Origin of the sequence: Acinetobacter sp. YH12021 (assembly GCF_013420145.1) — a bacterium.
Classification (GTDB): domain Bacteria; phylum Pseudomonadota; class Gammaproteobacteria; order Pseudomonadales; family Moraxellaceae; genus Acinetobacter; species Acinetobacter towneri.
This window is the reverse complement of the sequence record NZ_VOYT01000001.1, coordinates 457184-478535: the sequence shown is the minus strand read 5'-3', so window position 1 is coordinate 478535 and position 21352 is coordinate 457184. Positions and strand designations below refer to the sequence as shown.

The 21352-nt window shown below is 41.2% G+C and carries 24 protein-coding genes; 18 read left to right on the top strand and 6 right to left on the bottom strand.

Annotation, left to right across the window (positions count from 1 at the left end; all coding sequences use genetic code 11):
• The first annotated feature begins 2 nt into the window (after positions 1-2).
• The 10 genes from nuoH to FTT91_RS02160 all read left to right on the top strand — a co-directional run bounded on the left by nuoH (position 3) and on the right by FTT91_RS02160 (position 9218).
• Positions 3-1022 carry an NADH-quinone oxidoreductase subunit NuoH gene (gene nuoH / locus FTT91_RS02205; protein ID WP_004975457.1) on the top strand — a complete coding sequence of 340 codons (1020 nt, stop codon included), beginning with the start codon at positions 3-5 and terminating at the stop codon, positions 1020-1022.
• 18 nt (positions 1023-1040) lie between these two features.
• Complete coding sequence (nuoI, locus tag FTT91_RS02200; RefSeq protein ID WP_004975460.1) at positions 1041-1583, top strand: NADH-quinone oxidoreductase subunit NuoI; 543 nt, start codon at positions 1041-1043, stop codon at positions 1581-1583.
• Positions 1583-2101, top strand: a complete 519-nt coding sequence (nuoJ, locus tag FTT91_RS02195; protein WP_180168909.1) for an NADH-quinone oxidoreductase subunit J — start codon at positions 1583-1585, stop codon at positions 2099-2101. Before nuoI ends, nuoJ begins: the two co-directional genes overlap by 1 nt.
• Positions 2101-2409, top strand: coding sequence for an NADH-quinone oxidoreductase subunit NuoK (nuoK, locus tag FTT91_RS02190; protein WP_004975463.1), 309 nt, complete (start codon positions 2101-2103; stop codon positions 2407-2409). The genes nuoJ and nuoK overlap by 1 nt, the downstream gene beginning before the upstream one ends.
• A complete protein-coding gene (gene nuoL / locus FTT91_RS02185; RefSeq protein ID WP_104852361.1) occupies positions 2406-4301 on the top strand; it encodes an NADH-quinone oxidoreductase subunit L in 1896 nt (631 codons plus the stop codon). The genes nuoK and nuoL overlap by 4 nt, the downstream gene beginning before the upstream one ends.
• A 1-nt stretch (position 4302) precedes the next feature.
• Positions 4303-5916 carry an NADH-quinone oxidoreductase subunit M gene (nuoM, locus tag FTT91_RS02180; RefSeq protein ID WP_004975471.1) on the top strand — a complete coding sequence of 538 codons (1614 nt, stop codon included), beginning with the start codon at positions 4303-4305 and terminating at the stop codon, positions 5914-5916.
• A 3-nt stretch (positions 5917-5919) separates the two neighbouring features.
• Positions 5920-7413: an NADH-quinone oxidoreductase subunit NuoN gene (gene nuoN, locus FTT91_RS02175; RefSeq protein WP_180168882.1), complete on the top strand. Its 1494-nt coding sequence runs from the start codon at positions 5920-5922 to the stop codon at positions 7411-7413.
• A 126-nt stretch (positions 7414-7539) separates the two neighbouring features.
• On the top strand, positions 7540-8175 hold the full coding sequence (gene upp / locus FTT91_RS02170) for a uracil phosphoribosyltransferase (protein WP_004975475.1): 636 nt from the start codon (positions 7540-7542) through the stop codon (positions 8173-8175).
• A gap of 81 nt (positions 8176-8256) precedes the next feature.
• A complete protein-coding gene (locus FTT91_RS02165) occupies positions 8257-8550 on the top strand; it encodes a cold-shock protein (protein WP_004975478.1) in 294 nt (97 codons plus the stop codon).
• 86 nt (positions 8551-8636) lie between these two features.
• Positions 8637-9218, top strand: a complete 582-nt coding sequence (locus FTT91_RS02160; RefSeq protein WP_096901807.1) for a cold shock domain-containing protein — start codon at positions 8637-8639, stop codon at positions 9216-9218.
• A 34-nt stretch (positions 9219-9252) separates the two neighbouring features.
• On the opposite strand, the gene gigC is transcribed toward FTT91_RS02160, so the two are convergent.
• The gene (gene gigC / locus FTT91_RS02155) at positions 9253-10134 is read right to left on the bottom strand and encodes a LysR family transcriptional regulator GigC (RefSeq protein ID WP_004975482.1); all 882 of its coding nucleotides are present in this window, start codon (positions 10132-10134) and stop codon (positions 9253-9255) included.
• Positions 10135-10219: 85 nt separating this feature from the next.
• On the opposite strand from gigC, the gene FTT91_RS02150 reads away from it, so the two are divergent.
• Together FTT91_RS02150 and FTT91_RS02145 are read left to right on the top strand one after the other, a co-directional pair.
• Positions 10220-10981 carry a ferredoxin--NADP reductase gene (locus tag FTT91_RS02150; protein ID WP_179994130.1) on the top strand — a complete coding sequence of 254 codons (762 nt, stop codon included), beginning with the start codon at positions 10220-10222 and terminating at the stop codon, positions 10979-10981.
• A gap of 58 nt (positions 10982-11039) precedes the next feature.
• Positions 11040-11660, top strand: coding sequence for a hypothetical protein (locus FTT91_RS02145; RefSeq protein WP_180061258.1), 621 nt, complete (start codon positions 11040-11042; stop codon positions 11658-11660).
• Positions 11661-11798: 138 nt separating this feature from the next.
• On the opposite strand, the gene FTT91_RS02140 is transcribed toward FTT91_RS02145, so the two are convergent.
• Positions 11799-12221 (bottom strand): hypothetical protein, encoded by a 423-nt coding sequence (locus FTT91_RS02140; RefSeq protein WP_004975486.1) that lies wholly within the window; start codon positions 12219-12221, stop codon positions 11799-11801.
• A 199-nt stretch (positions 12222-12420) separates the two neighbouring features.
• Between FTT91_RS02140 and FTT91_RS02135 the strand changes: the two genes are divergently transcribed.
• The 4 genes from FTT91_RS02135 to FTT91_RS02120 all read left to right on the top strand — a co-directional run bounded on the left by FTT91_RS02135 (position 12421) and on the right by FTT91_RS02120 (position 15278).
• Positions 12421-12699, top strand: coding sequence for a hypothetical protein (locus tag FTT91_RS02135; RefSeq protein WP_004975487.1), 279 nt, complete (start codon positions 12421-12423; stop codon positions 12697-12699).
• A 254-nt stretch (positions 12700-12953) separates the two neighbouring features.
• Positions 12954-14675, top strand: coding sequence for a mechanosensitive ion channel (locus tag FTT91_RS02130; RefSeq protein WP_004975489.1), 1722 nt, complete (start codon positions 12954-12956; stop codon positions 14673-14675).
• A 95-nt stretch (positions 14676-14770) separates the two neighbouring features.
• The gene (locus FTT91_RS02125; protein WP_180061256.1) at positions 14771-14941 is read left to right on the top strand and encodes a hypothetical protein; all 171 of its coding nucleotides are present in this window, start codon (positions 14771-14773) and stop codon (positions 14939-14941) included.
• Between the two features lie 169 nt (positions 14942-15110).
• Positions 15111-15278 carry a hypothetical protein gene (locus FTT91_RS02120; RefSeq protein WP_004975492.1) on the top strand — a complete coding sequence of 56 codons (168 nt, stop codon included), beginning with the start codon at positions 15111-15113 and terminating at the stop codon, positions 15276-15278.
• A 183-nt stretch (positions 15279-15461) separates the two neighbouring features.
• Here FTT91_RS02120 and FTT91_RS02115 read toward each other — a convergent pair whose 3' ends face one another.
• Positions 15462-16658 carry an NAD(P)/FAD-dependent oxidoreductase gene (locus FTT91_RS02115; RefSeq protein ID WP_180168881.1) on the bottom strand — a complete coding sequence of 399 codons (1197 nt, stop codon included), beginning with the start codon at positions 16656-16658 and terminating at the stop codon, positions 15462-15464.
• A gap of 53 nt (positions 16659-16711) precedes the next feature.
• On the bottom strand, positions 16712-17581 hold the full coding sequence (locus tag FTT91_RS02110) for a 1-aminocyclopropane-1-carboxylate deaminase/D-cysteine desulfhydrase (RefSeq protein ID WP_180168880.1): 870 nt from the start codon (positions 17579-17581) through the stop codon (positions 16712-16714).
• A 124-nt stretch (positions 17582-17705) separates the two neighbouring features.
• Between FTT91_RS02110 and FTT91_RS02105 the strand changes: the two genes are divergently transcribed.
• Positions 17706-17915 (top strand): NF038215 family lipoprotein, encoded by a 210-nt coding sequence (locus tag FTT91_RS02105; protein ID WP_180168879.1) that lies wholly within the window; start codon positions 17706-17708, stop codon positions 17913-17915.
• 76 nt (positions 17916-17991) lie between these two features.
• Positions 17992-18615, top strand: coding sequence for a LysE family translocator (locus FTT91_RS02100; RefSeq protein ID WP_180168878.1), 624 nt, complete (start codon positions 17992-17994; stop codon positions 18613-18615).
• A 49-nt stretch (positions 18616-18664) separates the two neighbouring features.
• On the opposite strand, the gene FTT91_RS02095 is transcribed toward FTT91_RS02100, so the two are convergent.
• Together FTT91_RS02095 and metG are read right to left on the bottom strand one after the other, a co-directional pair.
• Positions 18665-19021, bottom strand: a complete 357-nt coding sequence (locus tag FTT91_RS02095) for a hypothetical protein (RefSeq protein ID WP_136144675.1) — start codon at positions 19019-19021, stop codon at positions 18665-18667.
• Positions 19022-19148: 127 nt separating this feature from the next.
• Positions 19149-21206 carry a methionine--tRNA ligase gene (metG, locus tag FTT91_RS02090; protein ID WP_180168877.1) on the bottom strand — a complete coding sequence of 686 codons (2058 nt, stop codon included), beginning with the start codon at positions 21204-21206 and terminating at the stop codon, positions 19149-19151.
• Positions 21207-21352: the final 146 nt, after the last annotated feature.

The window sequence follows — 21352 nt, the reverse complement described above, 5'->3', positions numbered from 1 at the left end:
TCATGCAACAAGAATTAATCCGTCAGACGCCGCTGTGGGCTGAGAACTGGCCAATTGCCTATTCAGTCATTCAAGCGATTGTCATCTTACTGGTTGTGGTATTGATTGCTGCGCTCATGTCTTTTATTGAGCGTCGTTTACTGGGCTTATGGCAAGACCGTTATGGTCCGAACCGTGTAGGTCCAGGTGGTATGTTCCAGATTGTAGCCGACATGCTGAAAATCATGTTCAAAGAAGACTGGACACCAAAATTTGCCGACAAACTTACGTTCCGTATGGCACCAGCAGTTGCAATGGCAACTGCGGTACTGTCGTTCATGGTTATTCCTGTATCACCTTATTTAGGTGTGGCAGACATGAGCATTGGCCTGTTGTTCTTTATGGCAATGGCAGGTATCGCAGTGTATGCGGTGTTATTTGGTGGTTGGTCATCAAACAACAAATACGCATTGCTTGGTGGTTTACGTTCAGCCGCTCAAACCATTTCTTATGAAGTGTTCTTGGGTATTTCACTCATGGGTGTGGTTGCTATTGCAGGCTCATTCAACATGCGTGAAATTGTTGAAGCGCAACGTGATGTTTGGTTTGTGATTCCACAATTCTTAGGTTTCTTGATTTTCGTGGTTGCAGGCGTTGCGGTAACTCACCGTCACCCATTTGACCAACCAGAAGCAGAACAAGAATTGGCTGAAGGTTATCACGTCGAATATGGCGGTATGAAGTGGGGGATGTTCTTCGTTGCAGAATATGTCAACGTGGTACTGATCTCTGCGCTTATCGTGACTCTATTCTTCGGTGGATGGCTAGCGCCGTTTAACCTTGAAATTCCATTCATTCCAGCAGCTTTCTGGTTCATTATCAAAACAGCATTCTTTGTGATGATGTTTGTCTTGGCTCGTGGTTCTTTAATGCGCCCACGTTATGACCAAGTGATGAACTTTGGTTGGAAAATTTGCTTGCCATTGGCGCTTGTTAACCTTTTGGTAACTGGTGCTGTGATTCTTATGAATCATTCGGCCTAAGACAGCAGGGAGAACAATATGTTTAAGTTTCTAGCTGGGTTTGGGTCAATTGTACGTTCACTGTGGATGGTTTTCTCGCACGTGACACGTAAACGTGACACCATTTTGTATCCGGAAGTACCAGCCGAAGAAATTGTACCTCCACGCTTCCGTGGTCGTATTGTGTTAACACGCGATCCAGATGGCGAAGAGCGTTGTGTTGCATGTAACCTCTGTGCAGTTGCTTGTCCAGTAGGTTGTATTTCACTGCAAAAAGCAGAACAGGAAGATGGTCGTTGGTACCCAGAGTTTTTCCGTATCAACTTCTCACGCTGTATTTTCTGCGGTATGTGTGAAGAAGCATGCCCAACGACTGCAATTCAGTTAACACCTGACTTCGAGTTAGGTGAATATGTGCGTCAAGACTTGGTGTATGAGAAAGAACACTTACTCATTTCAGGTCCTGGCAAATATCCTGACTACAACTTCTACCGTGTAACGGGTATGGCTGTTACAGGTAAAGACAAAGGTCAAGCGCAACGTGAAAGCGCACCTATTGATGTACGGAGTCTATTACCATGATGTGGCCGTTTTACTTGATGGCACTCGTGGCCATTGTTTCTACGGTTCGTGTAGTGACTAACGCGAACCCAGTACATGCTTTATTAAGCTTGATCGTGTCATTACTTGCGGTTGCAGGCATGTTCATTATCGTGGGTGCACCATTTGCTGGTGCCTTGGAAATCATTGTTTATGCGGGTGCGATCATGGTCTTGTTCGTATTCGTGGTGATGATGCTCAACCTTGGTCAGCAAACTGTTGAGCAAGAGCGTAAATGGTTGACTTCATCAACTTGGGCATACCCAGCTTTGATGAGCTTCCTAATTGGTTTGGTTTTAGTGTGGTCATTAAGCTCAGACTACACTGCACCAAGCGCGCTTATGGGCACCGAAATGGTGGGTCCAAAAGCAGTGGGTCAAGCACTCTTTACTCAGTACTTATTGTTGGTTGAAGTTGCCGCAATGTTATTACTTGCAGCTTTGGTTGCAGGCTTCCACATCGGTAAACGTGAACCAAGTGCAGAAGAGGAAAAAGAATAATGGGCAACATCCCTTTAGAACATGGTTTGATTGTCGCGACCATTCTTTTTGCACTCGGTTTTTACGGTGTGATGGTGCGACGCAACCTACTATTTATTTTAATGGGCCTTGAAATCATGATGAATGCTGCGGCATTGGCGTTTGTCTTGGCTGGTAGTGCATGGGTACAACCAGATGGTCAGATCATGTTTATCCTGATCTTGACACTTGCTGCGGCAGAGGCGTGTATCGGTCTTGCGATCGTCCTTCAGTTCTATCATCGCTTCCATCATTTGGATGTGGATGCTGCTAGTGAGATGCGCGGATGAGTTATTTATATCTAACAGTATTGTTTCCGCTCATTGGTTTTATCCTTTTAGCGGCAGGGCGTAACAACTTACCTGAAAAAGTTGCTGCGATTATTGGCGTAGGTTCAGTGGGTCTGTCTGCATTATTTGCGCTAATTGCAGGCATGGACTTTGTGAACAACGGTTCGGTTGCAACGACTCAACATTTATGGACTTGGTTCAATGTGGGTGGTTTTGCACCTGCGTTTAGCTTGCACTTAGACGGTTTATCTTTGCTCATGCTGGGCATGATTACAGGCGTGGGTTTCTTAATTCACATCTTTGCATCATGGTATATGCGTGGTGAAGAAGACTTTGCACGTTTCTTCTCTTACTTCAACTTGTTCGTTGCGAGCATGTTGTTGTTGGTACTTGGCGATAACTTGGCGTTATTGTTCCTAGGTTGGGAAGGTGTAGGTTTGTGCTCTTACTTGCTGATTGGTTATTACTACCAAAACCCTGCAAACGGTTTTGCAGCAATCAAAGCATTTACCGTAACACGTGTGGGTGACGTTTTCCTACTGATCGCGTTGTTCTTGTTGTATCAACAATTTGGTACGTTGAACACACAATACATCGTAGAAAATGCAGCCAATGTAATGACTCAAAGCTCGTCGATCACCATTTGGACAGCGTTAATGTTGTTCTTGGGTGCTGCGGGTAAATCTGCACAAATTCCGTTGCAAACTTGGTTAGCCGATGCGATGGCAGGTCCTACACCTGTATCTGCATTAATCCACGCTGCAACCATGGTAACTGCGGGTGTTTACTTATGCTGCCGTATGTTCAGCGTATTTGAACTTGCACCTGAAGTGATGTTATTCATTTCAATTACAGGTGCTGTGACCTTGCTAGTTGCTGGTTTTGCAGCATTGGTTCAAACCGACATCAAACGTATTTTGGCTTACTCAACTATGAGTCAGCTGGGTTATATGTTTATGGCAGTTGGTGCAGAAGCATACCAAGCGGGTCTATTCCACATGTTAACTCACGCATTCTTCAAGGCATTATTATTCTTGTCTTCTGGTGCGGTGATTTTGGCTTACCATCACGAACAAAACATTTTCAAAATGGGTGGCTTGTTCTACAAGAACAAATTCCTGTTTGCATGTTTCGCGATTGGTGGCGGTGCATTGGCAGCGATTCCATTCTTGACCATTGGTTTCTTCTCAAAAGACGCTATTTTGGCAGCAGTTTGGACGCAAAGTCATATCGCAGGTATTCCGCTATATAACACCTTATATTGGGTGGGTGTAGCAGGTGCATTCTTAACGTCAATTTATACATTCCGCTTAATTTGGGTTGTATTCTTTGGTAAAGAAAACACACCGTATCACGAGATCAAAGGCGCAACTTACTGGTTCCCATTGGCAGTGCTTGCAGCACTTTCAACTGGTTTAGCGATTGTATTAAAAGCGCCAGTGATGAGCATTCTTGATGCTGCAAAAATCCCAGCATTTGTGATTCCTGAAGCATTAGAAGCAGGTGCACATGGTGCAGAGTATGTTGCAATTGGCGTGGCTTTGGCTGGTTTAGCTGTAGGCGTGGTGTTATTTGCCTTTGCTTACAACGCTGTAAAAGGTTTCGCGCAAACTTCATTGGGTGCGGGTCTTGCCAATATTTGCCGTAATGCACTTGGTTTCGATGCGTTGTATGACATCGTATTTGTAAAACCATACTTGCTGATTGCCAAACTATTAGGTCGTGATCCAGTGGATGGTATGTGGTTAGTACTGCCTGCACTGGTGAAAGGTGGTCATAGCTTCACAAGTTCACGTCAAACTGGTTCATTACGTGAGTACGCATCGAGTATGGCACTTGGTGTGGTGGTCTTACTAATGATCTTGATCGTGATTCAGGTCGTGGGGAAATAAGATGGATACTCCAAACAATTTAATTCTACCCGCGCTGATCCTTGTTCCGTTCATTGCAGGTTTTATTTGCTGGTTGGTCGATAAACTCGACGATAAATTACCGCGTTACATTGCTTTAGTGGGCATGCTCGTTACTTTGGGCTTAACTGTCGCATTGTGGCAAGGTGCTAGCTATAACTATGAATTAGGCGCTCAAGTTCCAACTTGGTCGGCTGAATTTATGCTGCCTTGGATTCAAACCCTAGGCATCAACATTCACTTAGCGGTGGATGGCTTATCTTTACTCATGGTGGGTTTAACTGCATTACTGGGTATTTTAGCGGTAGGCTGTTCATTTGGTGAGATTCAAAAGAACGTCGGTTTCTTCCACCTTAACCTTTTATGGTCTTTGGGTGGGGTAATTGGCGTATTCCTTGCGATTGACTTGTTCCTGTTCTTCTTCTTCTGGGAGATGATGCTTGTACCAATCTACTTCCTGATTGCGTTATGGGGTCATAAAGGTTCAAACGGTCGTTCACGTGTTTACGCTGCAACCAAATTCTTTATCTACACGCAAGTTGCTGGTTTAATCATGTTGATTGGTATCTTAGGTCTAGTGATCTATGGATACATGATGTCAGGTACTATTTCATTCAACTACAACTATTTATTGGCTGTAGCGAATACACTTGACGCACAATTACCAGCAGTCGCTTATGCCTTCATGATCTGTTTATTCATCGGTTTTGCGGTAAAACTTCCAGTTTTCCCATTACATGGTTGGTTACCAGATGCACACGCGCAAGCGCCTACAGCGGGTTCTGTCGACCTTGCAGGTATTTTGATTAAAACGGCAGCATACGGTTTATTACGTTTCGTGATTCCATTCTTCCCAGCGGCTTCTGCTCAGTTTGCAGACATCGCCATTATTTTGGGTTTAATTGGTGTGTTCTACGGCGCGTGGTGTGCTTTCCAGCAAACCGATATGAAGCGTTTACTTGCCTATACCTCAATTTCGCACATGGGCTTCGTATTACTTGCAATTTATGCAGGTAATATCCTGACTTACCAAGGCTTAATGATCATGATGTTGGCACATGGCTTGTCATCTGCAGCATTGTTCATTATGTGTGGTCAAATTTACGAGCGTGTACACACACGTGACATGCGTTTAATGGGCGGTATTCGTGGTCAATTCCAATACCTTTCATTCTTCCTGATGTTCTTTGTGGCAGCGTTAGTTGGTATTCCTGGTTTAGGTAACTTTATTGGTGAATTCCTGATTTTAATGGGTTCATTTGAACAGTTCCCAGCCTTCACAATTATTGCGGCAATCAGTTTAGTTTTTGCAGGTGTTTACGGTTTAATCCTGATTCACAAAGCCTTATTTGGTGTACCAAATGAAGAGCAAAAACAGCACTATGCAAATCCGTTAAAAGATTTAAATGCACGTGAAGTTGTGATTCTTTCAATTTGTGCGCTGGGTCTAGTATGGCTTGGTCTGTATCCACAAACCTTCCTTGATATTTCAAACTCAAGTATGGCGTGGTTAGCAAATAGCTACATCCCAGTTCAAGAAGTAGTTGAAGTTACACAAGAAGTAACAGCTCAACTCGAAAATGTGGAGATCCAATAAGCCATGAACTTCACAATGTCATTTTCTGAGCTTATGCCTTTAGCTCCTGTGATGATCGTGGCTTTAACTGCGATTGTCGTGATGATCCTTACTGCAATTAAGCGTAACCATAACTTAATTGCTACAGCATCAGTGGTGGGCTTGAACCTCGCTGCTGCTTACCTTTTACTCATGATGTTTGGCGGGAACTTTGCTCCTACCAGCGTGATGGGCATGTTTATGATTGATCCGTTCACCTTGTTATATCAACTGGTGATTCTGATTGCAGCATTGGCATGTTCGACTTTATCTCATGCTTATATTGAGACCTATAAAGACAACCGTGAAGAACTCTACATCTTAATGTTGTGTTCGGTAGCGGGCGCTATGTTGATGGTGTCAAGTTCGCACTATGCATCGTTCTTCATTAGCCTTGAGTTAATGTCAATTCCTGTTTATGGCTTATTGGCATATACCCACCAGCGTTCAAAATCTTTAGAAGCGGGCGTGAAGTACTTAGTATTGTCTGCAACTGCATCAGCAATGTTGCTTATGGGTATGGCGTACATTTATGCGTACACAGGTTCATTGTCTTTCTATGACTCTGTTCAAGCATTAATGCAAAATATCCAACAGCCATTAGTCGTTTTAGGTCTAGGCTTAATTGTCTTTGCTGTTGCATTTAAATTGTCTTTGGCACCATTCCACAAATGGACGCCAGACGTTTATGACGGTGCGCCTGCACCAATCGCAACCTTCCTTGCGACTGCGGCAAAAGTAGCAACCATTGGTTTGTTTGTACGTTACATTTTGGGTTCAGGTGCAATCCTGATTGACTCAATTGTAACCATCATGACCATTATTGCTGTGCTTTCAATTTTGGTGGGTAACTTCCTTGCTGTACGTCAAGTTAACTTGAAGCGTATTTTGGCTTACTCATCTATTGCGCACTTTGGTTATTTGTTGATTGGTTTAATCAGCATGACTTATGCAAGTTTGGGTAATGTCAGCGTTTATGTGATCACTTATGTGTTGACCACTATTGGTGCATTCGGTGCAGTGGCATTAATGTCTAGCCCGTATAACAACGTAGCTGAAGCAGAAAGCTTGGCAGACTACCGTGGTTTGTTCTGGCGTCGTCCAGTATTGACTGCTGTATTAACCGTGATGATGCTTTCTCTTGCAGGTATTCCATTAACTGCAGGCTTCATTGGTAAGTTCTTGGTGGTGATGGCTGCGGTAACGACTCAGCACTGGTTCTTAGCTGCGATGATCATCGTAGGTTCAGGTATTGGTTTGTACTACTACTTGCGCGTTATGGTGGTGATGTATATGACACCGCCAGATGAACCAAAAATGGACGCTGTTGATCATTGGGGTCAAAAAGTGGGCGGTATTATGGTATTGGCTGCAGCTTTAGCGGTATTGGTGATTGGTGTTTATCCAGACCCAATTATCAAAATTGCACTTGAAGCTGAAATTTTGTCACCAATCCATTTCATGCTGTCACAGCAATAATTTGAAAGAAGTTTAACTTTCAGTCAAAAAGCCTTCATAAATTGAGGGCTTTTTGGTTTATATACACAATAAAAACAGCATATAATAAAATGATATTTGCTTTTCTTTCCTTTTAGGTGTTCTCCCGTGGCTATTCATGAAATCCGACATCCGCTTATTCGTCATAAATTAGGGCTATTACGTCGTGCTGATATCAGCACCAAAAACTTCCGTGAATTGGCACAAGAAGTCACCATGTTGCTGACTTATGAAGCGACCAAAGATTTGCCTATGGTCGAGCACGAAATTGCGGGTTGGAATGGTGCAGTCACTGTAGACCGTATTGCGGGTAAAAAAATTACGGTTGTGCCTATTTTACGTGCAGGTATTGGCATGTTAGATGGTTTCTTAAACTTGATTCCAAGTGCCAAAGTGTCTGTACTTGGCTTGGAACGTGATGAAGAAACTTTAGAAGCGCGTACGTACTACAAAAAATTAGTACCAGATGTACAAAACCGTATTGCGATGATTATTGACCCTATGCTTGCCACAGGTTCATCTTTAGTGGCAGCGATTGATTTGCTCAAAGCCAGTGGTTGTAAAGACATTCGTGTGATGGTTTTGGTTGCAGCGCCAGAAGGCATTCAACGTGTAGAAGCCGCGCATCCAGATGTGGTGATCTTTACTGCATCGGTAGATGAAGGTTTAAACCAAGATGGTTATATTGTGCCTGGCTTGGGTGATGCAGGCGATAAAATTTTTGGTTCAGTGCAAAAAGATTAAGCCGAATGTCGGTGAAAAAGAGGCATTAACTGCCTCTTTTTTATATACTCATATAAAGTGCAGCTCGTAAAAGGTTAAGCCATGAAATCTGAACAATATCAAGGGAAAATCAAACAATATAATGCCGAAAAAGGCTATGGATTTATTGCCGCACCTGAAGGTGAAGTGTTTTTCCATATCTCGGATTTTCCTGCGGCTGAAGGCGAGCCAAAGCGCAATGATCGCGTTAAATTTAATGTGGTTCAAAATGGTGATCGTTATAAAGCCATTAATATTGAACCTGTAGAAGATAAATCCAAAAAAGCAAAAAAAGCCAAAGCGGTTGCTGCGAATACGTCGATTACGTCTGCATTGTTATCAAACTTAAAGCGTTAGTTTTAAATGTTTTCATGCACAGAAAAGAGGCATTTTCGCCTCTTTTTTTGTACAATAATCAAAAATTAACGTGAAAAGAGTAATTTATGTTTTTAGAAGGGAAAATAAAAACTTATAACGAAGAACGAGGCTTTGGTTTTATTCAAATAGAAGGAGAGCCTAAAGATTTATTTTTTCATATTAAAGATTTTCCCAATAAAAATATTCCACTAAAAGTGGGAGAAAATCTAAAATTTCGTAAAGTAGAAGAAAATGGCAAGTTCAAAGCAGATAATATTGTCCGTCTAGATATTAAGGTTGCAGTCGAAAGGCATACACCTCAATCAAGGGCAATTCATACGACAAAGCAGAATCATAAAAGACAGCAGAAGTCTGAAAATAACTCATCCAATTTTGTTACTTATATTGGTATATTGATTATATTCGGCTTGGCTTATGCAGTATTTAATAAGTACCAAGCTTGGCAAAATAGTCAGCCTGAAGCTTTATCAGTACAAAAAGTAGTAGAAGTTCCTGTTGTTGAACAGAACTTTACTTGTGATGGGCGTGAGCACTGTAGTCAAATGACGTCTTACGAAGAAGCATTATTCTTTATACGAAATTGTCCAAATACTAAAATGGACGGTGATGGTGACGGCATACCGTGTGAGAGTCAGTTTAATCGCTAAAAAAAGAGTACCATCATCGGTACTCTTTTATAAACTATTTCGCGTCGCAAAACTTCATAAATGCCTTTAAGCCAGGCCCTTGGTATTTCTGACGATGCACCAACATGAATAACGGGCGCGTCAGTTGCCAGAAAGGTGTATCTAAAATCACCAATTGACCTTTTTCTAGTAAAGGTTCAATCGCCAATCGTGAAATACACGACATACCAATCCCACCTGCGACAATTTTTAAAATCGCTTCGTTATGACCCAAAGTTAAACGAATATTGGCATCAGGCAGGTCTTTTAAAATTGCATTGTCAAACACTTCACGGGTACCTGAACCTTCTTCACGTAAAATCCACTCGGCATCTTCAAAATCTGCAATGCTTAAAGCACGGTTTAACTGCGCTAGAGGATGACTTGGCGCACAGCACACTGCAAGTTCATCATCACGCCAATGAATACATTGGAGTTGGGGTAAGTGACAAGAACCTTCAATCAGTGCTAAATCTAGCTGAAATTGGTTTACAGCTTCAATCATTTGGCGGGTATTGCCCACTTGTAACTGTAAATGCGCCTGCGGCTGAATTTGCAAAAAGTCTGCCATTAAATCAGGCATCAAATAGTCACTAATGGTAAGAGTTGCACCTAAACGCAAATCGATGCTTTGCAGCTCACCTTTAGCGGCTTGCTCAAATGCTTCACAACGCCCCAAAATTTCTAAGGCTTGTGGCAATAAAAAACGACCTAAATCGTTCAGCTGTAGGCGCTTACCCAAACGGTCAAACAGTGGAGCGCCTAAGCCATCTTCCAAATCTGCTAAGGCCATGCTTGCAGCACTTTGGGTGAGTTTAACGGCATCACTGGCTTTGGTTACTGTCCCTTCTTGGGCAACTGCTACAAAAACCGCCAACTGGCGTAAAGTCATGCGCATGAATCAAGCCTTAACATTTAAAAAATATTCATAAATTACCCCGACATGCTAACATGAGCACAGTCTTTCATGCCACGCTCAAATCATGTCAATTGAAAAATTTACTTTAGAAAAAGTGCTTTCGGTTCATCGTTGGACCAACACCTTGTTTAGCTTCACCATGACCCGACCTGCGCATTTTAAATTTACCGCAGGGCAGTTTGCACGTATCGGGTTAAAAGTGGGCGATGAATTGGTAGTACGTGCTTATTCGGTGGTGTCATCACCCTTTGATGAAACTTTAGAGTTTTTCTCGATTGTCGTGCCAGATGGTGCATTTACTTCTAACTTGCAGCACCTTCAAGTGGGGGATGAGCTGTACTTGGAAAAAATCCCTTATGGTTTTTTGACCTTGGCGCGTTATCAGTTGCCTGCGCCACACGATTTATGGTTGTTGGCCACAGGTACAGGTCTTGCACCGTTTTTATCCATGCTGCAAGATTTTGAAACGTGGACAAAATATCAATATATCTATTTGGTTTATAGTGTGCGCACCGAAGCCGAATTAGCTTATGTCGATAAAATTCACGAAATTGCCGAAACTTTTGGCGAAGGGCATACAGGCTTTGAGTTTATCCCAATTATCACTCGCGACCCTCAAGCTGCTTTGCATGATCGTTTGCCTGTATTAATTGCGAATGGCGAACTGGAACAGGCTGCAGGCAGTGTACTCAACCCTGAAACTAGCCATGTGATGTTATGCGGTAACCCTGCCATGGTTGATGATACCAAAGAAGCCTTAAAAGCACGTGGTTTAACCATGAATCGCCGCGGGGAAGGTAATATTGCAGTTGAAAATTATTGGTGAGGATGTGATACAACTATTCAAATATCAACTGTTCAAATATATAGCCAGCGCAGGGCTGATGTTTATAGTCGCACAAACCGTACAGGCTGAAACGGTGGAAACTCAGGTTGCTGTGCAAGATCACGTACTCATTTATGATGGGCCACTTAGCCCTGAAGCCAACGCACGTGCAGCGGAATTACTTAAACAGTCAGATAAAATTGATACCTTAAAAATCAACAGTCGGGGTGGCGAGATCGGCTTAGGTATTGATTTGGGCAATTTGGTCTTTGACCATCAACTTAATGTAGAAGTTGCGCAGTATTGCTTTTCTTCTTGTGCCAATTATGTGTTTCCTGCGGGCAAAGTAAAATATTTAAACTTGCGTAGTCAGTTGGGTTGGCATGGTGGCAGTTTGCAAAAAATGCAATTTGAAAGTGCCGAAATGGAACAAATGTATAATGAATATATTGGCCCAATCCGTGCAAAGGAAACCGCTTTTTTTCAGAAAATTAAAGTTCAGCAAAGCTCAACCATTGCAGGGCAGACTCCTGAATATGAAAAATATCAAGACTGTGTCGGTTGGCGCTATACATCTAAGAAAATGCGAAGTTTTGGCATAGATCAGGTGCGTTTTAAGCAGGTTTTGTGGCTGCCTAAATCGAGTTTTGAAAATAAATGTATTTTCACAATTCGCTAAAAATTGGTTGTTGAGGTGATCTTCACCATTCATATAAAAACCTCATCTACAACGCTGCAGATGAGGTTTTTGCTTGGTGCGATTCAATTTTGAAAGCAACTTTTGAACGCAATGCTTGAAAGTGACTCTTCAAAGAAATTAGTGCACAAACATATCCATATATTCGCGGATTTCCTGAATCGCGCTATCGACATCGCTACTTAGCCAAGTCGGTTCAAAAAAACCTGCATAATGCTCTAAGCGCTCTTGAGGAACCACCAAACGCACAGGACATTCTTCTTCAAGTAAGCGCCACGGTAAAATTGGCACTTCATTATCCAGAAATGCAGCAATGTTGCGAATATCAATGATCATGGCATTCACACAATCTGGAAATGGCATGACCGAAAATTCTTCGGTACGACGACGGAAATATTCCAAATCGCCCCATTTGAGCAGATAGCTGGGCTTGCTAAATTCAATAATACCAATGAGATGCCCATCACGGGTATAGTGCAAGGCACATTGATGAGTGACGTCAGTGTCAAGATCAAGCGATACACTTTGTTGACGATACGCCATAAAGTTCAAAGTACACAAAAAAACGGTACGTGATTATAGCGCATTTCCCCGTGAGGCAGCTTTGTCGATATTGGGCAACATAGGTGGTACTTGAGGTATATTACATCTTTTCACCATCTTGCTATGTATTGTCACACAATAAGCGTGAGGAGCTTGTTAGTATAAAAATTCATCAGATAAATACATAAGTGAGGGGAACATGCCACATGATTTCAATAAACCACCTCATGTAAACTCAGCTGAAGACATTAAGCGAAAAAAACGTATTCCAGTCTATATGCTTCTACTGGTGGGAATCTTTTTATTGGCATTGCTGATTTACATGATGGCGGATCGCAATCCGAGTCCGAGCGAAGCACCTCCTGGACATCCTAATCCAACCGTACAACAAGCAACGCCAAATAGCACGACAACGGGCACAGCTGGAGATGAAGCACGTGCAGAGGACAGTAATACTGCAACAGCAACAGATCGGTAGCTTAGCCTAAGCGTCAAAAATTCATATTTACAAATTCAGCCTTGCCTAGATGCAGGGCTTTTTTGTGGATTTTCGCAAGGTTTATTGTCCCTCCTTTGTAGAATTGTTGCGATTCTGCATCCTAAGGTTGAATAAAAAATATGCAAATTCTATGGTGAATAGAGCTTTACTCAATAATTTGAATCGATAAAAAGCAGTTTTGCGCCGTGGTGCAAACCTAAAAATGAAGCTAATCACCATGAGGATTAAACAAGATGAATGATTATTTTAATGGGAACCTACATGGCAGAGGTTTTGATGCCATGTATTATTGGGAGCAATTTCAACCCATTTTAGCTGCAGTCGCAATTTTACTTGTCGGGTGGGTGATTGCATTATTGGTTGCGGGTGGAATTAAAAAGGTTCTACAAAAATTAGGTACCGATCAAAAATTATCAAATGCAACGGGGCATCGTTCAAATATTGAAGTGATTGTGTCGCGGGTCGTGTTTTGGGTGATTTTAATTATTGCGGTCATTGGTGCGCTGAATGTGTTGAATCTGACCAGTGTCAGTGGGCCATTCAGTAATATGATTCAGCAGTTCTTACTGTTTATTCCTTCTTTACTGGCTGCTGTAGCCGTTGCTTTTATTGGGTGGATTTTGGCAAATCTGGTCAAAGTGGGGATGCAAAAACTGTTGGCACGTACCCAGTTGGATGAAAAACTCAGTGCCGATGTGGGTGTGAGTGGCTTAAGTCAAAATATCAGTGAAATTGTTTATTGGCTGATTTTATTGCTGTTCTTGCCAATTGTGCTGTCAATTTTAGGCTTAAACGGTCTGTTGTTCCCTGTGCAAAACATGGTGAATGAAGTTGTGCTGTATTTACCGAACATCTTCATTGCAGGCGTGATTGTTTTTGTCGGATACATTCTGGCAAAAATTGTTCGTGGCATTGTCGAAGGTTTATTAGGCAGCCTGAATATTCAACAGCATGCTGAAAAAGTTGGCATTTTTAAAAATTCAAATTTACCTAAATTACTCGGTTCGTTTGTTTTCGCCTTGGTGATCATCACCGCCTTGATTATTGGTTTTGAGGCACTTGGAATTGAAGCCATTTCGCAGCCTGCGACAGCCATGCTGTATGAAATTATGAATGCGATCCCGCATATTATTGCGGCAGGTCTGATTCTTATTTTGGCTTATGTGGTGTCGCGTTTTGTAGCCAATATTGTGGTGGAAGTGGTTGCAGGTACAGGAGTCGATGATATTCCTGCCAAACTCGACTTACAGCGCTTTTTAGGTACGACTAAAATTTCATGTGTAGTCGGTTATCTGATTGTATTCTTTACCATGCTATTTGCGGTATCTGAAGCGGCGAACCGTTTGGGCTTTGATCAAGTCAGCGGCTTGATTGCCATGTTTATCCAGTTTGGTGCAGATATCCTGTTGGGTGCTGTCATTTTGGTGGTGGGTTTCTGGCTCGCGAATTTGGTCGCCAAAGTGGTACAGCGCGGTGAATATAACAGCTCACGTTGGTTGGCAAACTTAGTCCGTATTTTAATTATGGGTTTGGTGGTAGCCATGGGCTTACGCGCGATGGGTATTGCCGACTCGATTGTGAACTTGGCCTTTGGTTTAACTCTCGGTTCTGTTGCAGTGGCTTTCGCACTTGCCTTTGGTTTAGGTGGTCGTCAACCTGCAGAGCGTGTGTTAACTGATTTGATTGATAAAGCTAAACGTGAGGCAAATCAACCGAATCCTTTGCACAAGACAGAAACGGCAACGTCAGCATCAAGTGTGATGACACCTATTGTATCTGAGCAGCCGCAAGCGTCTGTAAGTGATGTGACTACAACACCTGAAGCGGCAACTGATCATGCAGTGCCAGATACCTTAAAGGTTGATCCTGAACATCCACCAGTCAACAACCCATTTGGTTCGACAGGTGAGGCTGAACCTGATGTCGATGAACATCCAAAAAATGACCCGAAATAACCTATTCAAATTTTGATTTGAATCGCTAAGATAATCGGCCAATCACCGTATTGGTCGATTTCTTTAGGGTTTTCATTAAAAAAGAGGAAAGACTAATGTCCAAATCAGTACCCAATAAGTTTTTTGCCCCAATAGTGATTGCTGGCATCACCATCGGTTTTTTTGTTGCCGCTTATAAGTTTGTCTTTGCTAAACCAGAAGCAACGGCAAAATCAACTGAAAATGTTGATAAAAATTATCTAAAAGCGGATAGACCAACCTCTTAAATTATGTTAAAAATTAATCAACTTTGGCAGGAATGAGCCAAAGACTGATTTGGATAAATCAGATCAATAGCTTGGAAAGCTTGATGAGGGTTTAAGGGAAAAATAAAAAACTTGGGTTTTAACCAAGCTGAAATATTTGAGTCTTAAAATTCGCGCAAGGATGACAATAATGAGAGAAATCAATATGCTAAACAAATTACGTATCAGTTTAAAAGTTCAAGTGGCAAATTCGTTACCTATGCATCAACAAAATGCTGTGCTTAAAATGCAGCAAACTGAATCACGTTTGGCAAATACGCCAAAATTGGTATTATTTCGTACCGATTATTTAGAATAAAATAACAGGATTCACGTATTGCTAAGTCTTTATAGTACGTGACGGTGTTAAAGAAAAAGCCAGTTTAGAAAAAACTGGCTTTTGTCATTTTGCAATTTGATCGGCAAGATCAATATTATTCTGTTTAGACTAGAAACATTTTTATCACATTCATTTGTTTGCATGTTTCATCTAAAAGCAAACTTAAACATACTCCGATGCTGCATGTGCAGATGACCACGCCCATTGGAAATTATAGCCGCCCAAATGTCCCGTTACATCTAAAACTTCCCCAACAAAATACAAGCCTTTTTGTTTTTTACTTTCCATGGTTTTTGAAGACACTTCTTGCGTATCTATACCACCTAAAGTAACTTCGGCAGTACGATAACCTTCTGTACCCGATGGTTTGACTTCAAAGGCATTTAAACGCGCGGCAATTTGTTCTAGCTTGTCATCACTAATATTGCCAACTGCAGTTTCAGAAAGCTCTGACCAAATCAGCTGCTGTAATTCAGCCACTACACTTTTTGGCAAATGTTCGCTGAGCAAGGTGCGCAGTAAAACTTTAGGACTGTTTTGCTTTTTATTTTTAAAAAAGTCATAGAGTTCTAAGTAAGGCAAAAAATTAATTTTAAAATTTTGTCCGACATCCCAATAATTAGAAAGCTGTAAGGCACTTGGCCCACTTAAACCACGATGGGTAAATAGCAATGCTTCGGTAAAACTATTCAATGAATTTGATAAAGTCGCATCCACCGCATTACCACTTAAACGTGTAGTGACTTCTTTAAAGCTGTCTGAAAAAGTAAAAGGCACTAAGCCTGCACGAGTTGGATAAACATGATGGCCAAATTGTTTGGCAATTTCATAGCCAATTCCAGAGCCACCTAAAGTTGGAATAGATAAACCACCTGTTGCTACGACTACTGCGTTTGCTTGGAAATACCCTAAAGTCGTTGCAATTTGGAAACCTTGATCATCTAGGGCATTCACAGCTTTGACTTCACAATTGGTTTGAATATCGACCAGATTGGTTTTTTCACATTCGGCCAAGAGCATGGCTAAAATTTCTTTAGCGCCGTTTAAAGTGAATAATTGTCCGTGTTTGCGTTCTTCATATTCAATGCCGTATTCGCAGACTAAACCAATAAAATCCCAGTTGGTATAACGGGTGAGTGCAGATATGACAAAATGCGGATTATGTGAAATATAATGGTTTGGTTCGACTTCTAAGTTGGTGAAATTACATTTACCACCACCAGACATCAGAATTTTTTTGCCCACTTTATTGGCTTTTTCTACCACTAAAACTTTACGACCACGTTGTGCTGCCATGTAAGCAGTCATCAGCCCCGATGCACCCGCACCTAAAACAACAACATCAACCTGATGAACCATGAGTATTACTCGGTAGACGAAAAGCGAGCAATTATAAAAGATTTGTGGGGGTTTTAATATACTTTAAGCTTTCCTTGCAACCCACCTGTATGAATGGCCAGGATTCGAGTGTGGGCAGGGAAATGATTGTGCTGGATTAAATCAAGAAGTCCCATCATCATTTTACCTGTATAAATGTGTTCGAGTGGAATTTGATATTTTTGCTCAAAATTTTGAATAAATTTCAATAATTCAGGTGTAGTTTTGGCATAGCCACCACAGCAAAATTCTTCTGTAATTTGCCAATTTTTTTTGCTGGTAAGTTGTTGCACTTCCTGCGTTAAAAAATCTCCCTTTAATGCAGAAAAACCCAAAATTTGTTGATTTGGATGACTTGCTTCAATCAAGCCTGTAATTGTGCCACCTGTACCAACGGCACAACAAATCAGATTAAACTGATGTAAATCATCGGCATTTAAAATTTCCTGACACCCCTGAATTGCAAATGCGTTAGTGCCGCCCTCAGGTAAAATATAGGCATCGGGATATTCATGCTGTAAAAACTGTAAGAATTCGGGATGGTTTTTCTGTCGATACATTTCACGTGAAACGAATCGAAATTGCATCCCCATTTTATGGGCTAAAGCCAAAGTTGAGTTATAAGGGCGTTCTGCCAACTCTTCACCACGGATGATTGCTGTGCTTTTCCAACCAAACAGCTGAGCGGCAAAAGCGGTTGCAGCAATATGATTTGAATATGCGCCACCAAAAGTCAGAACGTGTTGATAACCCTGTGCTTGCGCAGCTAAAAAATTATATTTTAGTTTGTAAAACTTATTGCCCGAAATATAGGGATGAACTAAATCGAGGCGCTTTATCCATAGCTCACGACCATAAAAATCAATACGTTGTAAAGGAACTTCTTGGGCGATGTTATTGAACATACAGATCAGCAATAGGATTAGACACATAATTATAAATGGCACTTTATTAAACACAATGAATTTACGTGCTGAATGAATGTTATGCTCGAACTATAAATATAAATAGAAGAACAGGAGAAAAATCATGTCATTCTTTTCTCATCAATGGTGTTCTGTATTTTTGCTTGGTGTGGTTGTGGGTTTATGTGGATGTGATGCCGCAAGTGTGCAAAAGACACAAACTCAAAACTCACAAAAAATAGAAACGTGCGGCATGATTATGGTGGGCATGCCTGTACATGAACATGACTATCAATTGGTTACGACATCCAGTAGGAAAATTGCCAAGAAATAATTTGACCAAATAGTACAACCATGGAAATAAAAACCGTAAAATAGCCGAATTGATTTTGCTGCGTCAGGTGTTGGTTTTGGAATCCTTGCTTATATTAGGTTCAATTGCGATGGCATTAATGCTGGGTGCAATGAGTCCTGGCCCCACCTTTATTTATGTGGCAAAAAATTCGATTGCCATTTCTCGTAAACATGGTTTATTTACGGCTTTAGGCACAGGTACGGGTGCAGCAATTTTTGGTTTATTGGCGGTGATGGGGTTGCAGGCTATTTTATTGGCTGTGCCTTCGGCATATTTGCTGCTTAAAATTTGCGGTGGTTTATATCTGTTATTTTTGGCTTATAAAATTGTGAAGCATGCCAAAGAGCCTATTCAAACTAATCTTGCAGATGGACAGCAAATGTCACTGCGCCGTGCGTTTACCACAGGTTTAATTACACAGTTATCTAACCCTAAAATTGCAATTGTCTTGGCGAGTATTTTTACAGCTTTGTTGCCTAAAGAAATTCCGAACTATTTTTATGTGGTGCTGCCAATTCTGTGTTTTTTTATTGATGCAGGTTGGTGTTCATTGGTTGCTGTAGCTTTGTCTGCAGAAAAACCACGTGAGGCTTATATTAAGTTTAAGGCTATTTTTGACCGTGCAGCAGGGGCGGTCATGACAGTATTGGGCTTAAAATTAATTTTTGGGATGAAGTGATTTTTGTATAAATCCCCTCTAGGGTGAGAGGATTTATACTTAGTACATATTATTTTTTACATTCTGGTTGAGAGCGATCAATAACTTGAGTGCCTTCAACGCGATAACCAATTTGACCTACAATGAATGCTTGGTTTAATTGAGTAATAACAACATCAGATAAAGCAACTGCACAGCGATCTTTTTCAATTGCACGATCTACAGCTGTTTTGAAGTTTGGAATACCTAAAGGAAATAATACAACAGGTACTTTATCTTCACCTGTAACTCGTTCACCTTTTACAAATTGATTTGAGTTTAAGTTATAGTTTTTCGTAGATGCGACAGTCATATCCGCCATACGTACTGAACAACCAGTGAAAGCAAGTGTCGATAAAGATAATGCGATTGCTAATACTTTTTTCATAAATACCCCTAAAATAATTTTAATAAATAAAAGCAGCGATATTTTAATTAGAATTATTTAGAAATCAATAAAATAATTATATTTTTAAGAAAAATGCGCCATTTCGGCGCATTTTTCAATTCACAGCTTAGCTGACTTTATCACCCGGTTTAGCACCAGATTCAGGTGAAATCACCCAAACACCATCGCCATTACCCGCTGCAAGTACCATACCGTTTGAAATACCAAAACGCATCTTACGCGGTGCAAGGTTAGCCACCATTACTACCAATTTGCCTTTTAAGTCTTCTGGTTGGTAAAACTCACGAATACCACTAAACACATTACGTGGTTCAGCTTCACCAACATTTAAAGTGAGTTGAAGTAATTTATCAGAACCCTCGACAGTTGAAGCTTCTAAAACTTCAGCTACACGTAGGTCAACTTTCATAAAGTCTTCAATACCAATAATTTCAGCTTCACCCACTTTAGGTTCTGCTTTTTTCTCTTTGGCTTTTTCTTTTTTCTTTTCCGCTTTTGGTGCTTCAGCAGGGGCAGCTAAAGAATCTTTAGATGCATCTACCATTGCAGCTACCGCTTTCGGATCAACACGTTGCATGAGTGGTTGGAACAACGCAATTTCATGACCGACTAAAACAGTTTTACGTGATTCAAAGTTAAAGCTATCTAACTGTAAGAAGGCTTGAACTTGTTCAGCCAAGGTTGGCAGTATAGGCGCAAGATAAATCGCCAATTGACGGAATAGGTTAATCCCTACAGAACATACGTCATGAACTTGCTGTTCTTCGCCTTCAATTTTGGCTAAAGCCCAAGGCTTTTTCTCATCAATATATTGGTTGGCGCGGTCAGCAAGCGCCATAATTTCACGAATTGCCGCAGAGAATTCACGCTCTTCGTATGCTTTGGCAATCGAGTCACCTGCAGCAATAAAGCTTTGTACTAACTCAGGTTCAGCGCAGTTTGCACTTAATTTGTTATCAAATTTAGTGTTGATGAATTTGGCACAACGACTGGCAATATTCACCACTTTACCTACAAGATCAGAGTTTACTTTCTGCACAAAATCATCCAGATTTAAGTCAGAGTCTTCAACTTTATCAGACAGTTTTGATGCAAAGTAATAGCGTAAATATTCAGGATTTAAATGCTGTAAATACGTTTCTGCTTTAATAAATGTGCCGCGAGATTTCGACATTTTTTGACCATTTACAGTCAAGAAACCATTTACAAATAAACCTGTAGGCGTGCGATAACCCGCACCATCTAACATTGCAGGCCAGAATAAAGCGTGGAAATATACGATGTCTTTACCAATGAAGTGATAGACTTCTTTGTCTGAATCTTTTTTCCAGTAATCGTCAAAATTTAGGTCAGGGCGTTTGGTTTTTACGTAGTTTTCAAAACTCGACATATAACCAATTGGTGCATCAACCCATACATAAAAATATTTATTTGGTGCGTCTGGAATTTCAAAACCAAAATATGGCGCGTCACGTGAAATATCCCAGTCATTCAAGCCATTTTCAAACCATTCATCCAATTTGTTGGCAATTGAAACTGGCAAACGACCTTCATCGCGCGTCCATTTTTGTAAATATTCACCAAAATTAGGCAATTTAAAGAAGTAATGATCTGATGATTTTTCTACAGGTGTTGCACCGCTCAAAGTCGATTTTGGATTAATCAGCTCAGTCGCGTTATAGGTAGTGCCGCAAACTTCGCAAGAATCGCCGTATTGATCTTCCGCTTTACATTTCGGGCACGTGCCTTTAATGAAACGATCAGACAAAAACATGCCTTTTTCAGGGTCAAATAATTGCGTAACAGGACGCACAGCAATATTGCCTGCATCACGGTTTTTGACATAAATTTCGCTGGCACGTGCGCGGTTGGTGTCGCTATGCGTTGAATCATAATGATCAAAATGCACACCAAAACCGTCAAAATCGCGAATGTGTTCTTGTTGCACATTGGCAATTTGCTGTTCAGGGCTAATCCCGTTGGCTTCGGCACGCAGCATGATTGCTGTACCATGCGCATCATCCGCACAGACATAAGTCACGTCATGTCCCATTGCACGCATGGCGCGAACCCAGATATCTGCCTGGATATAACCGAGTAAGTGACCCATATGGATCGGACCATTGGCGTATGGTAGGGCGTTAGTGACTAAAATTTGACGCACGGATATAACTCTCTCAAATAGGGACGATGCAATTCGGGCAATTTTACCTTAGATAGCACATAGATGCACAAGGGATTCCAGGAATTCTTTTCAAATCCGCTTAGAAGGCTAAATACAATATCGAAACAAGCTCTTGGTCTGCATTT

What these genes read in the sequence shown, in the direction of transcription:
- nuoI (WP_004975460.1), top strand. Translation starts at nt 1,041, where the DNA reads ATGTTTAAGTTTCTAGCTGGGTTTGGGTCAATTGTACGTTCACTGTGG.
- FTT91_RS02095 (WP_136144675.1), bottom strand. Translation starts at nt 19,021, where the DNA reads ATGAAAAAAGTATTAGCAATCGCATTATCTTTATCGACACTTGCTTTC.
- FTT91_RS02130 (WP_004975489.1), top strand. Translation starts at nt 12,954, where the DNA reads ATGAATGATTATTTTAATGGGAACCTACATGGCAGAGGTTTTGATGCC.
- FTT91_RS02125 (WP_180061256.1), top strand. Translation starts at nt 14,771, where the DNA reads ATGTCCAAATCAGTACCCAATAAGTTTTTTGCCCCAATAGTGATTGCT.
- FTT91_RS02140 (WP_004975486.1), bottom strand. Translation starts at nt 12,221, where the DNA reads ATGGCGTATCGTCAACAAAGTGTATCGCTTGATCTTGACACTGACGTC.
- gigC (WP_004975482.1), bottom strand. Translation starts at nt 10,134, where the DNA reads ATGCGCATGACTTTACGCCAGTTGGCGGTTTTTGTAGCAGTTGCCCAA.
- nuoN (WP_180168882.1), top strand. Translation starts at nt 5,920, where the DNA reads ATGAACTTCACAATGTCATTTTCTGAGCTTATGCCTTTAGCTCCTGTG.
- nuoK (WP_004975463.1), top strand. Translation starts at nt 2,101, where the DNA reads ATGGGCAACATCCCTTTAGAACATGGTTTGATTGTCGCGACCATTCTT.
- FTT91_RS02120 (WP_004975492.1), top strand. Translation starts at nt 15,111, where the DNA reads ATGAGAGAAATCAATATGCTAAACAAATTACGTATCAGTTTAAAAGTT.
- FTT91_RS02165 (WP_004975478.1), top strand. Translation starts at nt 8,257, where the DNA reads ATGAAATCTGAACAATATCAAGGGAAAATCAAACAATATAATGCCGAA.
- FTT91_RS02150 (WP_179994130.1), top strand. Translation starts at nt 10,220, where the DNA reads ATGTCAATTGAAAAATTTACTTTAGAAAAAGTGCTTTCGGTTCATCGT.
- FTT91_RS02115 (WP_180168881.1), bottom strand. Translation starts at nt 16,658, where the DNA reads ATGGTTCATCAGGTTGATGTTGTTGTTTTAGGTGCGGGTGCATCGGGG.
- FTT91_RS02110 (WP_180168880.1), bottom strand. Translation starts at nt 17,581, where the DNA reads ATGTTCAATAACATCGCCCAAGAAGTTCCTTTACAACGTATTGATTTT.
- FTT91_RS02105 (WP_180168879.1), top strand. Translation starts at nt 17,706, where the DNA reads ATGTCATTCTTTTCTCATCAATGGTGTTCTGTATTTTTGCTTGGTGTG.
- nuoJ (WP_180168909.1), top strand. Translation starts at nt 1,583, where the DNA reads ATGTGGCCGTTTTACTTGATGGCACTCGTGGCCATTGTTTCTACGGTT.
- FTT91_RS02145 (WP_180061258.1), top strand. Translation starts at nt 11,040, where the DNA reads ATGTTTATAGTCGCACAAACCGTACAGGCTGAAACGGTGGAAACTCAG.
- nuoH (WP_004975457.1), top strand. Translation starts at nt 3, where the DNA reads ATGCAACAAGAATTAATCCGTCAGACGCCGCTGTGGGCTGAGAACTGG.
- nuoM (WP_004975471.1), top strand. Translation starts at nt 4,303, where the DNA reads ATGGATACTCCAAACAATTTAATTCTACCCGCGCTGATCCTTGTTCCG.
- nuoL (WP_104852361.1), top strand. Translation starts at nt 2,406, where the DNA reads ATGAGTTATTTATATCTAACAGTATTGTTTCCGCTCATTGGTTTTATC.
- FTT91_RS02135 (WP_004975487.1), top strand. Translation starts at nt 12,421, where the DNA reads ATGCCACATGATTTCAATAAACCACCTCATGTAAACTCAGCTGAAGAC.
- FTT91_RS02160 (WP_096901807.1), top strand. Translation starts at nt 8,637, where the DNA reads ATGTTTTTAGAAGGGAAAATAAAAACTTATAACGAAGAACGAGGCTTT.